General features: G+C 70.3%; 12 protein-coding genes. 6 read left to right on the top strand and 6 right to left on the bottom strand.

Annotated elements, in window-relative coordinates; genetic code table 11:
- Positions 1 to 30 precede the first annotated feature (30 nt).
- On the top strand, positions 31 to 987 hold the full coding sequence (locus tag R2B38_RS47130; RefSeq protein ID WP_318022357.1) for a GlxA family transcriptional regulator: 957 nt from the start codon (positions 31 to 33) through the stop codon (positions 985 to 987).
- Between the two features lie 120 nt (positions 988 to 1,107).
- Entirely contained in the window at positions 1,108 to 2,106 is a 999-nt protein-coding gene (gene gap / locus R2B38_RS47125) for a type I glyceraldehyde-3-phosphate dehydrogenase (RefSeq protein WP_318022356.1), read from the top strand.
- 10 nt (positions 2,107 to 2,116) lie between these two features.
- Here the strand turns inward: gap and R2B38_RS47120 are convergent, their stop codons facing one another.
- The 3 genes from R2B38_RS47120 to R2B38_RS47110 form a co-directional block, all read right to left on the bottom strand.
- On the bottom strand, positions 2,117 to 2,608 hold the full coding sequence (locus tag R2B38_RS47120; RefSeq protein ID WP_318022355.1) for a GNAT family N-acetyltransferase: 492 nt from the start codon (positions 2,606 to 2,608) through the stop codon (positions 2,117 to 2,119).
- A 113-nt stretch (positions 2,609 to 2,721) separates the two neighbouring features.
- Positions 2,722 to 4,344 carry a CocE/NonD family hydrolase gene (locus tag R2B38_RS47115; RefSeq protein ID WP_318022354.1) on the bottom strand — a complete coding sequence of 541 codons (1,623 nt, stop codon included), beginning with the start codon at positions 4,342 to 4,344 and terminating at the stop codon, positions 2,722 to 2,724.
- A complete protein-coding gene (locus R2B38_RS47110; RefSeq protein WP_318022353.1) occupies positions 4,341 to 4,949 on the bottom strand; it encodes a TetR/AcrR family transcriptional regulator in 609 nt (202 codons plus the stop codon). The genes R2B38_RS47115 and R2B38_RS47110 overlap by 4 nt, the downstream gene beginning before the upstream one ends.
- A 109-nt stretch (positions 4,950 to 5,058) precedes the next feature.
- Between R2B38_RS47110 and R2B38_RS47105 the strand changes: the two genes are divergently transcribed.
- The 3 genes from R2B38_RS47105 to R2B38_RS47095 are packed head-to-tail and all read left to right on the top strand — an operon-like array spanning position 5,059 to position 6,591.
- Positions 5,059 to 5,421 carry a metalloregulator ArsR/SmtB family transcription factor gene (locus R2B38_RS47105; RefSeq protein WP_318022352.1) on the top strand — a complete coding sequence of 121 codons (363 nt, stop codon included), beginning with the start codon at positions 5,059 to 5,061 and terminating at the stop codon, positions 5,419 to 5,421.
- The gene (locus tag R2B38_RS47100; protein WP_318022351.1) at positions 5,405 to 5,926 is read left to right on the top strand and encodes an SRPBCC family protein; all 522 of its coding nucleotides are present in this window, start codon (positions 5,405 to 5,407) and stop codon (positions 5,924 to 5,926) included. The genes R2B38_RS47105 and R2B38_RS47100 overlap by 17 nt, the downstream gene beginning before the upstream one ends.
- Entirely contained in the window at positions 5,926 to 6,591 is a 666-nt protein-coding gene (locus R2B38_RS47095; protein WP_318022350.1) for a dihydrofolate reductase family protein, read from the top strand. The genes R2B38_RS47100 and R2B38_RS47095 overlap by 1 nt, the downstream gene beginning before the upstream one ends.
- A gap of 11 nt (positions 6,592 to 6,602) precedes the next feature.
- Here the strand turns inward: R2B38_RS47095 and R2B38_RS47090 are convergent, their stop codons facing one another.
- From R2B38_RS47090 to R2B38_RS47080, 3 genes are all read right to left on the bottom strand, one after another.
- Entirely contained in the window at positions 6,603 to 7,259 is a 657-nt protein-coding gene (locus R2B38_RS47090; protein WP_033281026.1) for a response regulator transcription factor, read from the bottom strand.
- A gap of 45 nt (positions 7,260 to 7,304) precedes the next feature.
- Positions 7,305 to 9,065 carry a sensor histidine kinase gene (locus R2B38_RS47085; protein ID WP_411978625.1) on the bottom strand — a complete coding sequence of 587 codons (1,761 nt, stop codon included), beginning with the start codon at positions 9,063 to 9,065 and terminating at the stop codon, positions 7,305 to 7,307.
- Positions 9,066 to 9,182: 117 nt separating this feature from the next.
- Positions 9,183 to 9,461 (bottom strand): hypothetical protein, encoded by a 279-nt coding sequence (locus tag R2B38_RS47080; protein ID WP_318022349.1) that lies wholly within the window; start codon positions 9,459 to 9,461, stop codon positions 9,183 to 9,185.
- A gap of 211 nt (positions 9,462 to 9,672) precedes the next feature.
- Between R2B38_RS47080 and R2B38_RS47075 the strand changes: the two genes are divergently transcribed.
- Positions 9,673 to 12,309 carry an alpha-L-rhamnosidase C-terminal domain-containing protein gene (locus R2B38_RS47075; RefSeq protein WP_318022348.1) on the top strand — a complete coding sequence of 879 codons (2,637 nt, stop codon included), beginning with the start codon at positions 9,673 to 9,675 and terminating at the stop codon, positions 12,307 to 12,309.
- Positions 12,310 to 12,409: the final 100 nt, after the last annotated feature.

The raw sequence follows: 12,409 nt of genomic DNA, 5'->3' as shown, positions 1-12,409 counted from the left end.
GCCGTTCGTTCACCTGCGTAGGCTGTCCCCGTGTCCACCGCCCGTCTGCGTCGCGTCGCCGTCCTCGTCCTCGAAGGCGCCAAGCCGCTCGACGTCGGCATCCCCGCGCAGGTGTTCACCACGCGGGCGAGCATGCCGTACGAGGTGCGGCTGTGCGGTGCGGCGCCCGGGCTGGTGACCGGCGGTGACGGGCTGTCGTACCACGTCGCCGACGGTCTCGACGCGCTGAGCTGGGCCGACATCGTCTTCCTGCCCGGGTACCGCTTTCCGGACCGCGAGGATCCGCCGACGGCCGTCCGCGACGCGCTGATCGCCGCGCACGGGCGGGGCGCGCGGCTCGCCGCGATCTCGACCGGTGCCTTCGCGCTCGCCGCCACGGGGTTGCTCGACGGCAAGCGGGCCACGACGCACTGGCACTACACGCGGGCGCTCGCGGCGAAGTACCCGCTCGTCCAGGTCGACGAGAACGTCCTGTTCGTCGACGAGGGCAGCGTGCTGACGTCGGCGGGCGCCGCCTCGGGCATCGACCTGTGCCTGCACATCCTGCGCGGCGACCTCGGAGTGGCCGCGTCCAACCACGCGGCTCGGCGCCTGGTCGCGGCTCCCTACCGCAGCGGCGGTCAGGCGCAGTACGTGCCGCGCAGCGTGCCCGAGCCGCTCGGTGAACGGTTCGCCGCGACCCGCGAGTGGGCACTGCACCGGCTCGGCGAACCCCTCACCCTGGAGACGCTGGCGCGACAGGCCGCGGTGTCGCCGCGCACCTTCTCGCGACGCTTCGTCGACGAGACCGGCTACACGCCGATGCAGTGGGTCATGCGCGCCCGTATCGACATGGCCCGGGAGCTGCTCGAACGCTCCGAGCGCAGCGTCGAGCAGATCGCCGCCGACGTCGGTCTCGGCACCGGCGCGAACCTCCGGCTGCACTTCCACCGGCTTCTCGGTACGACGCCGAGCGAATACCGGCGGACCTTCGCGCAGGGGGAGTAGCCCGGCCCAGTCCAGGGGCGTGGCGGGTGTGGCGGGATCCTTTTGGACCATGGCGATCGCGCCACTGTCCGCGACGGTCGCCGCGCGCGAGCCTGGAGGGGAACCGAAGGGACTTACCTCATGACTCGCATTGCCATCAATGGATTCGGCCGCATCGGACGCAATGTGCTGCGCGCCCTGCTCGAACGCGACACCGACCTCGAGGTCGTCGCCGTCAACGACCTTACGGAGCCCGCCACTCTGGCGCGGCTGCTCGCCTTCGACACGACGTCCGGGCGGCTCGGCCGTCCCGTGACCGTCGACGGGGACACCCTTGTCGTCGACGGCCGGCGCATCAAGGTCCTGGCCGAGCGCGAACCGGCCGACCTGCCCTGGGCCGAGCTCGAAGTGGACCTCGTGCTGGAGGCCACCGGCCGTTTCACCTCCGCCAAGGCCGCCCGCGCCCACCTCGACGCGGGCGCGCGCAAGGTACTCGTCAGCGCGCCCTCGGACGGCGCGGACGTCACGCTCGCGTTCGGGGTCAACAACGACGCCTACGACCCGGCCACGCACACGATCGTGTCGAACGCCTCCTGCACGACCAACGCGCTGGCACCCCTCGCCGCGGTCCTCGACGAACTCGCCGGTATCGAGCACGGCTTCATGACCACGGTGCACGCCTACACGCAGGAGCAGAACCTCCAGGACGGCCCGCACCGCGACGCCCGCCGTGCCCGTGCCGCCGCGGTCAACATCGTGCCGACCACGACGGGCGCCGCGAAGGCGATCGGCCATGTACTGCCCAACCTGGACGGCAAGTTGTCGGGCGACTCGATCCGCGTGCCCGTACCGGTGGGCTCGATCGTCGAGCTCAACACCACCGTCTCCCGGGATGTGACCCGCGAGGACGTGCTCGCCGCCTACCGCACCGCGGCCGAGGGGCCCCTTGCCGGCGTCCTCGAGTACTCCGAAGACGCGCTCGTCTCCTCCGACATCACTGGCAACCCGGCCTCGTCGATCTTCGACTCCGCCCTCACCCGCGTCGACGGCCGCCATGTGAAGGTCGTCGCCTGGTACGACAACGAGTGGGGTTTCTCGAACCGTGTGATCGACACGCTCGAACTCCTCGCCGCGGGCTGACCGCGGTCGTCTAGAGGTCGCGCTGGTACCAAGTGCCCTGCTTGCCCCCGAGGTCGGAGGGGTGGGCGGGGCCGTCCGGGCTGAAGCCGGCCTTGGTCAGCACCCTTTGGGACGCGATGTTCCCGTGGGAGGTGGCCGCCCGGATCGTACGCAGGGAGTGCTGCGAGGCTGCCAGCCGGCACAGTTCCTCGACGGTCGAGGTCGCCACACCCCGGCCGGTTACGTGCTGCGCCACCCGGTAGCCGAGTACCGCCATGTGCTCCTCGGTGATGTCCACCAGGTTGAACCTGCCGAGGACCGAGCCGTCCTCGGCGACGAGCACGTAGAAGGCGCAGACGCCGGCCTCCTGTTCGGCCAGCAACGCGTCGAAGCGGGCGGTGAACTCGTCGAAGTAGGCGTCGCCGCGGTCGGAGATCGTGCCGGCGAAGTAGGCGCGGTTGGCCACTTCGAAGGCGAGGACCGCCGGGGCGTGCTCGGCGCGGAGCGGCTGTAGTTCGGGCATCTTCCGTTCCTGTCCGGGGAGTTGGTCACCTTCTGGTGAGGTGGCCATTGAAGCCCGCCGGCTCCGTGAGCCACATCGGCCTGAGGTCGTAAGGGATGCCCGGAACGGTTGTGTCAGTTCGGTCCTCCGATCGGCAGGATCACCGCGGAGGGGTGGGCCGGGGTGTGCAGCACCTGTTGGTCGGCGGCGCGGAGTGTGGTGGCGGTCGCCCGGGGTTCGCCGGTGCCGAGGTTGCGGTTGTAGCGGGGGAAGGCGCCGCTGGAGATCTGGACGCGGATGCGGTGGCCACGCTGGAAACGGTAGGCGGTCGGCCAGAGTTGGACCCTCGCGCAGGTCGTGTCGTCGGCGCTGGTGAGGCTGATCAGACCGTCGCAGACGTTCGTGGAGCGGCCCTTCCCGTCCACGTCGCAGAGGCGGACGAACACGTCGGCGTACGGCAGGCTGGAGCGGAACCAGATCTCGGCGCTCACCTCTCCGACGACCTCGACGTCCTTCTCCAGGGCGGGAGTTGAGTAGGTGAGGACGTCCGGGCGGGCTTCCAGAGCGGTGTTGTCGACGCGCCCCGACTTGACGCCCACGGCCATACGGACGCCGCCGACAGCAGGCGTCGGGTCGGCCGGGTCGTAGCGGTAGGTGTCCGGGGCGGACTCGTCCGGCGGGTCGGCGGCCAGGGCGCCTGCGGGGTGGAGGTGGAGGCGCTGCGGGGTGTAGCCCGGCGGCGGCCAGGACGGGAAGTCGCGCCAGGTCTCCTCGCCCATCACGAACAGACGCACCGGGGCGCGGTGGGACGGCTTCTCGCCGCGGGCGTGGGCCAGACCGAAGTCGAGGGCCTCGGCGGCCGCCGTCACGCCGACGCCCATGGAGATGTGCGCCCACGGTCCGACGGTGAGCCGGGCCTCTCGTCCCGCGTCCTGCAGCGCCTGGAAGTCGCGGAGTTGGCCGGGCAGGAAGATGTCGTACCAGCCGCCGACCGTGCTGACCGGCACGGTGAGGCCGGCGACCCGGGAGCTGTGGTCGAGCACGGACCAGAACGGTGAGTCGGCGTCATGGTCGAGGGTGTTCTGGAAGTAGTCGGAGCGGCGGCCGATGGCCGCGGTGTCGGCCTCGTTCAGCGGGAGCGTGTACCAGGCGCGACGTTCCTTCCGGATCCGCAGCGCTTGGCGGAGCATCGCTCCCCGCTTTTCCTGGCCCGCGACCTGGAGGCCCCAGCCGAAGGTCGCCTCCAGGTCGTACGACTCCTTACGGAGGAACTCCAGCGTGAAGGCGGATTCGGAGACAGAGGGGATCAACGCCTTGACCTGCGGCGGCAGTTGGCCTGCCATCGACCACTGGGCGAACCCCAGATAGCTGCCGCCGTAGAGCACGACCGCCTCGCCGCACCAGGGTTGCTCGACGAGCCAGCGCAGCGTGTCGAGGCCGTCCTCGCGTTCGTGGCGCAGGGGGTCGAAGTCGCCGCCGGAGCCGAAGGTGCCGCGGGTGCTCTGGATCAGCACCTGGAATCCCCGCTCGGCCAGCGGCCTGGCCAGCTGCGCGGCGATCATGCCCGCCCTGCCGTAGGGGACGCGGATGAGCGCGGTCGGGAGGCCGGCGGGGCCGGATTCCGGGGTCCAGCGGTCGGCGAGGAGGACGGCTCCGTCGCGCATCGGGACCCGTAGGTCGTGCTCGACGGTGAGGTCTCTGGTCGAGGGTGGGGGCAGGTGCAGGAGGCGCTGGGCGAGACGGCTGCGGAGGTTCATCGGGGGTGGTGTCCGTCCGTCGGGACTTGGTGGCTGGAGGTGAGGGTGGACGCGAGGCGGAGCAGACGGGTCGTCAGTGCCTCGGGGTCGAGGGGGTCCGTCCCGTCGATCACCCAGTTGTTGACGAGCGTGGCGGCTCCGCCCGCGATGAACTCCGAGAGGTCGTCCGCCGTCTGCCGGTCCAGGTCGCCGAACAGCTCGCGGACGGCGGGCCTGTTGAGGGAGCCGAACAGCTTGTTGAGCGTGCTGGTCATGGCGAAGGCGCAGGAGCCGGTCAGCATCGGGCGGTAGAAGGCGCGGTGCGCGGCGAAGTGCTGGGCCAGTGCCGCTACCCCCTCGGAGGTGTCGCCGCCGTCTCCGGCCCGGGGGAGCAGCTCCCGTCTCACCAGGTCGATCGCGGCTTCCGTGAGGAGGGTGTCGCGGTCCCCGAACTGCAGGTAGACGAGGCGCCGGCTGACGTCCGCCGCCTCGGCGAGATCGGTGACCGGGATGTCCGTGGTGCCGCGCTCGGACACGAGGCGCACCGCGGCCGCCATCAGGGCCGTGCGGGAGCGGCGGACCCTTCTGTCCTGGGTGCCGGATTCCTGGAGTGGTTCGAGGTGCATCCCGGCACGTTATACAGCTGAGAATAAATGCACAAGTGTGCATTTTCTCTACGGTGACCACCGTGCTGTGGCGCGTTGACACATTCCGATATGGGCATACGATGACGCCATGGCACGAGCGGCGACTACCTCGGACGCGTTCAACGCGATAGCCGAACCGCAGCGGCGGGAGATCCTGCTGCTCCTGCGGGGTGGCGAACGGCCGGTGAACGACCTGGCGCGGGACCTGGGGATGACCCAGCCGCAGACGTCCAAACACCTGCGGGTCCTCCGCGAGGTCGGGCTGGTGCGGGTCCGCGGGGCGGGCAAGCAGCGGCTGTACGACCTGGACGCCCGCGGACTGCGGCCGGTCCACGAGTGGGTGGGCGGCTTCGAGCGGTTCTGGAGCGGGAGTTTCGACCGGCTGGACGAGTACGTGCAGGAGCTGAAGCAGGAGAAGCAGGAGGGACCAGACCATGGCGACGACCAGTAGCGGCGGCGAGGCCGCACCCCTGACCGCGGACCGCGAGATCGTGGTCTCCCGGCTGATCGGCGCCCCGCGGGAGCTGGTGTTCGAGGCGTTCACACGAGTCCGGCACCTGTCGCGGTGGTGGGGACCGGAAGGCTTCACCACCACCACGCGGTCCTTCGAGTTCCGCGTCGGCGGGGCCTGGGACTTCGTGATGCACGGGCCGGACGGCACCGACTACCAGGAGTGGATCACCTATCGGGAGATCGTCCCGCCGGAGCGGATCGCGCTCCTGCACGGCGAGTCCCGCGACGACCCCAACGCCTTCGAGTCGCTCCTGACCTTCGAGCCGGCCGGCGACGGGACCCGGATCGTGATGCGCACGGTCTTCCCCACCAAGGAACTCCGCGACGAGGCCGCGGAGAAGTACCACGCGATCGAGGGCGGTGAGCAGACGCTGGGCAACCTCGCGTCCTACGTCGCCGAACTCACCCGGAACGAGACCGACTTGAAGGGATCTGAGAGCTGATGGCCGGAAAGGTGTTCTTCAGCGTGACGATGTCCCTGGACGGCTTCATGGCGCCGGACGCCGTGCCCGTCGAGGACGTCTTCTCACCCGGCGGCCAGAACGACCCCAGGGTCCAGCGCTGGATGGCGAAGTGGTCGGAGCTGCAGGCGTGGGTGTTCCCGCTGCGGTTCTTCCGGGAGAACGTGAAGCTGGGCGAGGGCGGCGAGGAGGGCCGCGACAACGACATCGCGCGGGAGACGTTCGAGCGCACCGGCGCGAGCGTCATGGGCAGGCGCATGTTCGACGCAGGCGAACTGGCCTGGCCGGAGGAAGCGCCGTTCCACACCCCGGTGTTCGTCCTCACCCACACCCGGCGCGACCCGTGGGAGCGGCCGGGCGGCACCACCTTCCACTTCGTCGACGACGGCGTCGAGAGCGCCCTCGACCGGGCCCGCGAGGCCGCCGGAGACCGCGACGTGCGCATCGCCGGCGGCGCCGAGACGATCCAGCAGTACCTGGACGGCGGCCTGATCGACGAGTTCTCGATCGCGCTCGCGCCCGTGCTGTTCGGCACCGGCATCCGCCTGTTCGACCGCGTGGACCCCGACCGCCTCGCGCTGGACCAGACCCGCACGGACACATCGTCCCGGGTGACCCACCTGACGTACACCGTCGGCAAGCGGTAGCGAGCCGCGGATCAGCTCGGTCCCAGCCCCGCGTCCCGCGCCAACAGGGCCGCCTGGACCCGGTTCTCGCAGCGCAGCTTCGTCAGGATCCTGCTGACGTACGTCTTCACCGTCGCCTCGCTCACATGGATCCGCTCGCCCGCGTCGGCGTTCGACAGGCCCTCGCCGAGCAGCGCGAGCACCTCCAACTCCCGGATGCTGAGCGACTCCAGACGCCGGCGCGCCTCCTCGCCGCGCGCCGCCGCCCGGCCCGAGGCGAGCTGGTCGACCACGTGACGGGTGGCCGCCGGTGACAGATAAGCGTCCCCGGCCGCGGCCGCCCGTACCGCCTGGATCAGTTCGGCCGGCGCCGAGTCCTTCAGCAGGAACCCGGCGCCGCCCTGCCGCAGCGCCCGCAGGACGTTCTCCCGCTCGCCGAATGTCGTCAGGATCAACGGACGTACGGACGGTGCCGCCCGCCGCAGCTCCGCCAGTGCCGACAGGCCGTCCAGCACGGGCATCTGGATGTCGAGCAGGGCCACGTCGACGGCGTGGGCGCGGACCAGATCGACCGCCTCACGGCCGTTGGCCGCCTCCGCCACGACATCGATGTCGTCGGCGGAGGTGAGGATCATCCTGATGCCCGCCCGGATGAGGGGTTCGTCATCCGCGACGAGGACTCTGATCACGATTCTCCTGCAGGACGTGCGACGGGGGCGACGGGCGGCCCGGGACTACGACGTGGTCACGAAGGTCCGCTTCTCGATCAGTCTGCCGTCCTTGAAGCAGAAGCGGAAGGCGGGCATGTGCCCTCCTTCGGCCGGCCAGTCCTTCTTGGAGAGATACGACGAGCAGGTCGCCCCCCGCGGCTTGGCGGGCGCCTGGTCGTCCAGGGCCGGGCCCAGGTACGCCTTCCCGTGCGGCAGCTTGTCCCGTACGGCCGTCTCGGAGTCCCCGACCTTCACCGACTCGTAGACCTTCGGATCGAGCATGATCCTGTCGCCCTCCTTCCCGACCAGGTTGACGATCAGCACGACGGCGACCACTCCGAGAACCAGGAAGGTCAGCAGGGCGGCGCCGCATCCGATCACGACGCCCTTCTTCTTGCGTCCCATGGCGATGTCGAACTCCTTCTGCCTGTCCGGCGCACCGGACCAGTCGATGTCCGCACCACCGTCGCCGGGCACCGCCCCCTCGCTCTGCCCCCGGAAGTCGTTCGCCGCATCGACGAAGGTCGCTCCGTCCGACCCCGGGTCCGCCGGCCACCGGCCGCCCTCCGACGCGCGCGGCGACCCGGGACCGTAGGGCAGCACGCCCGCGATGCGGAACCCGCCGTCCGCCGCTGGCCCCGCGTGCACCATGCCGCCGACCAGCCGGGCCCGTTCCTGCAGCCCCGTCAGCCCCTGCCCGCCGCTCACCACGGTCCGCCGTACGGCCGAAGTCAGCGCGGGTACCGGCCCGTTGGCCACTTCGACGACCAAGGAGTCCGGCTCGTAACGCAGTTCGACGGAGATCGCGGCGCCCTGCGCGTGCTTCAGCGCGTTGGTCAGCGCCTCCTGCACGATCCGGAACGCCGCGTGGTCGGCCGCGGGAGCCAGCGGACGTGCCTGGCCCGTACGCCGCAGCGCTACGACCGTCCCCGCGCCCCGGGTTGCCTCCACCAGGCCGTCGATCCCCGCCACGCCCCGGGCCTGGGGCTCCAACTCACCCTCGTTGTCGCGCAGTTGATCGGGCGTGCCGTCACGAAGGATGCCGACCGCCTCGCGCAGTTCGTGCATCGCGGACACGGACGCCTCCCGCAGGACGCCGACCACCTCCCGTTGCCCGCCCGTGAGTTCGCGGTCGACTTCCAACGCGCCCGTGTGCACGGCGATCAGCGCCAGTTGGTGGCCGAGGCTGTCGTGCATGTCCTGCGCTATGCGCTGGCGTTCGCGCAGACGTGAGTGGGACGCGATCATCTCGCGCTCGCGCAGGAGTTGGGCGTTGTGCTCGTGCAACGCCCGCAGCAGCGTGCGGCGTTGGGCACGGTTGCGGCTGGCCAGGCCGGGCACGACACCCGTCGCCAGGAACGCGAGCGTGGTGAACACCAGAGTCTGTACGGCGGACAGCGGCTGCGACGCGCCGGGGACGGACAGCCCGACGTAGAGAACGTAGGTGGCCGAGAAGAACGCGAGGGCCCGGCGCGGTGCCTCGATCCGCGCGCCGGCCGACCAGCTCACCACGATCAGCACGAACCCGAAACCACCGAGCATGCCGGCGACCGCACCGGTGGCGAGCAGGGCTCCGGCGGGGAACGCGCGCCGCAGCAGAGAGATCACCCCGGCGGCGACCCCGACGGCGACCATCCGCAGTGCGCCCTCGCTCACCTGGGTCATGGCCATGGACAGGCCCAGGACGACGGTCAGCACCGTCTCGCCGACGATCTGCCGCCGGGACCACATACCTGCCGCGCCCAGCCGGCTCCGGACATCGAGGGCCATCGTCTTCGCGTTCACGCGCCAACGGTATGCACCGATGCCCGCGCGCACAGCATCCGTTCGTCGCATCCACGAACGACCAAAGTCGTACGGTCCGCGTCTCACTCGGGCTCGCCCCCGCAGTGTCCTCGTCCGTCAGCCGCCGTTCCTGAAGGACTTGACCTGGCACTGGACCCGGTCTTCGTCGAACGTGGGCAGACTCATGTCGAGCCGGATCCGTACATGCCCGGCGTCCGGGTCGGCCGTGGTCGCCGCGTGCGCGGAGGGGGTCGCGATGGAGGCGACACCTTCGTCACGGATGCCGCCCCCGCCACCACCGCAGGCGCCGAGCAGCACGAGGGTCGCACCCGAGGCGACGACGGTCAGCAGGGGAACGGTGACGCCGTTGCGGAGGGAAGAGGTGGAGGAGGACATGTCGTCAACGTGCCGTCCCCGTATGAAGATCCTGTCAGCGACCGATCAGCGTCCCGTCTGGTGGTCCTGCCGTTGTACGGCGCCTCGTCTGGACCGTGCGCATCGCCGATTACTTCTGTCCCAACGCTGTACGGGTATCCGCTGTTCGGGATAGCGTCACCACGCAGCTGCCGAGTGAAACGATTCAATCCATTGCGCTCAAGGGGACAGCATGGCGTCGAACAACACACCGGACAAAGGCATTTCCCGTCGCGTGGCTCTCGCGGCAGCCGGCACCGTCGGACTCACCGCGGTGTCCCTCTCCGCCGGACTCCCTTCGGCGGAGGCACTCCCTGCGGCGGACGCCTCCGCTTCCCTCACCGGCAACTCACCTCGCCGCTCCGGCAGTTGGCACCGCTACGTCCAAGGCCCGTCCTCCCGCACGGTCCGCCCGGTGCGGATCACCACGTCGACCGGAGACGTGCAGAACCCCGGCGCGCTGCTCAAGCCCGGCGGAGCCAGATCCGTCCTGCGGCGCCCGCAGCCCGCGGCGGCGCCGGCCTGGCCCGCCGGCACCACCGCCGAAGCCTCCTCGGCCCACGCGGGCAACAACGGCAACGACGGGCAGCCGCGCACCTACGACGCCACCAACGCGATCGACGGAAACCCGGACACCTTCTGGAACGACGACACGCTGGGTGTCTTCCCCGACGTCCTCACCATCATCGCGCCGCAGGTCACGTCCTTGCGGGGCATCACGGTGATCTCCAACAGCGACGGCGTGCCGACCGACTACACCGTCGACGTGTGGAGCGACGGCGACTGGCACACCGCCGCCACGGTCACCGCCAACGACGCGGTGCAGAAGGCCGTTCCGTTCACGGAGACGGTCAGCACCGACCGCGTCCGCATCACGGTGGCCCACGCGCAGGACACCTCGCACGGCAACTTCACCCGGATCAACGAGGTCTGGCCCGCACCGGTCGAGCCGATCCCGATACCGACCATCACCGTGGACTTCGGCAAGGTCGTGGTCGGATATCCGCAGATCAAGTTCACCTCGGCTTCCGCCAACTCGCCCGGTGTACGGGTGGCGTTCTCCGAGACCCGCCAATTCCTCACCGACCGCTCGGACTTCACCCGCGCCGACCAGGCGGGCGGTGTCGGAGGGGGCACGGACCAGTTCGCCGTCCCCGCCAAGGGCGCCAACTGGACCGACCACAAAGGGTTCCAGGCCGGCGACAAAGTCTTCGCGGACGGCCTGCACGGATTCCGCTACCTCAAGATCAGCCTCGACGCACTCGCCTCGGACAGCCCCGCCGCACAACCTTGGGGCACGGTCGAAATCGACTCCGTGGCCCTCCAGTTCACCGCGTACGTGGGCACACCGAGCACCTACCGCGGCTGGTTCCTGTGCTCCGACGACGAGTTGAATCGTTACTGGTACGGCGCCGCGTACACCAACGAACTCGTCACCGACACCTTCCGCCAGGACGACGTCGACCCCCGCAACGCGTGGAGCGCCACGCTGGAAGGGAAGTTGGTCCTCCAGGACGGCGCCAAGCGCGACCGCGACCCGTACGTCGGCGACCTCGCCGTCTCCGCGCGCACCCTCTACCTGACCCACGACGACGCGGCCGCCGCTGCCCGCAACGTCCTCGCGGACCTCGCCGACCACCAGCGCGCCGACGGCTGGATCCCGCCCGCGTCCATCGGCAACTACACCCTCCCGCTCTTCGACTACCCGCTGTACTGGGTGACGTGCAGCTGGGACTACGTCCTCTACACCGGCGACCGCCAGTACGCGACGCGCTACTACCCCAACCTGCTGAAGGTCCTGGACACCTGGTACCCGAGCGTCACGGACGACGCCGGCCTGCTGAGCAAGGGCCTCAACGGCACCGGCGGATACGGCGACTACGCGTTCCTCGGCCGTACGGGTCGCGTCACCTACTACAACGCGCTCTACGTCCAAGCCCTCCAGAACGCCGCCGAGTTGGCCCGCCTGCTGGGCCAGCAGGCCGACGCCACGCGCTGGAGCACGCGAGCTGACAACGTTGCCCAGGCCGTCAACTCCCTGCTGTGGGACGCCGATGCGGGCGCCTACCTGGACTCCTCGACGGGTGCGGTACGGCACGCGCAGGACGGCAACTCCCTGGCCGTCGTCACCGGCATCGCCGACGCGGCCCGCGCCACCTCGGCCCTCGCGCATCTCGACGCGACGACGAAACGGCCGTACGGGAACGCCTTCATGGACAACGACACGATCTTCGACCAGGCATCCCAGCGGGTCTACGCCTTCACCTCGTACCCGGAGATCGAGGCCCGCTTCCTCAGCGGGCAGGCCGGGTCCGCGCTGGACCAGATCCGCCGTATGTACGGCTGGATGGACAAGAACGACCCCGGCATCACCCACTGGGAGGGCATCGGCCCGGGCGGTTCGCTGTACGAGGACGCCTACACCAGCATGGCCCACGGCTGGTCCACCGGTGTCCTGCCGGCGCTGACCCACAACCTGCTGGGCGCACGCCCGACTTCACCCGGGTACGCCACCTGGGAGGTACGTCCGCAGCCCGGTGACGTCGACTGGGCGACAGGTCAACTCCCCACCCCGCATGGCCCGTTGGGCGTGGAGTTGGAGAACAGCAGCCGTGTCTTCCGCCTCACGGTCCGCGTGCCCCGGCACACGCAGGGCTCGGTCGTCCTCCCCGGTGACGCGCGCGGCCTGCGCGTGAGCGTCGGCCGGCGGACGCTGTGGGACGGGCGGCGGGCGTCGAGCCGTGACGTGAGCGTGGCCGACGGAACGGTCACCGTGTCCAACCTGGGCCCGGGCGACCACAGTTTCGTGAGCGAGCGGCGGGGCAACTGACCTCGCCCGTGTGACGCCGTGACGCGTTCGCTTTGCGCGAGCGTGTCACGGCGTTCCCTTTGGCTAATTGTGGCGGGTGTTTTGCCGGTCCTTGCGTTGT

Origin of the sequence: Streptomyces sp. N50 (assembly GCF_033335955.1) — a bacterium.
Lineage (GTDB): Bacteria > Actinomycetota > Actinomycetes > Streptomycetales > Streptomycetaceae > Streptomyces.
Note: the sequence above shows the minus strand (reverse complement) of the source record. Positions and strands in the feature narration are given on the sequence as shown.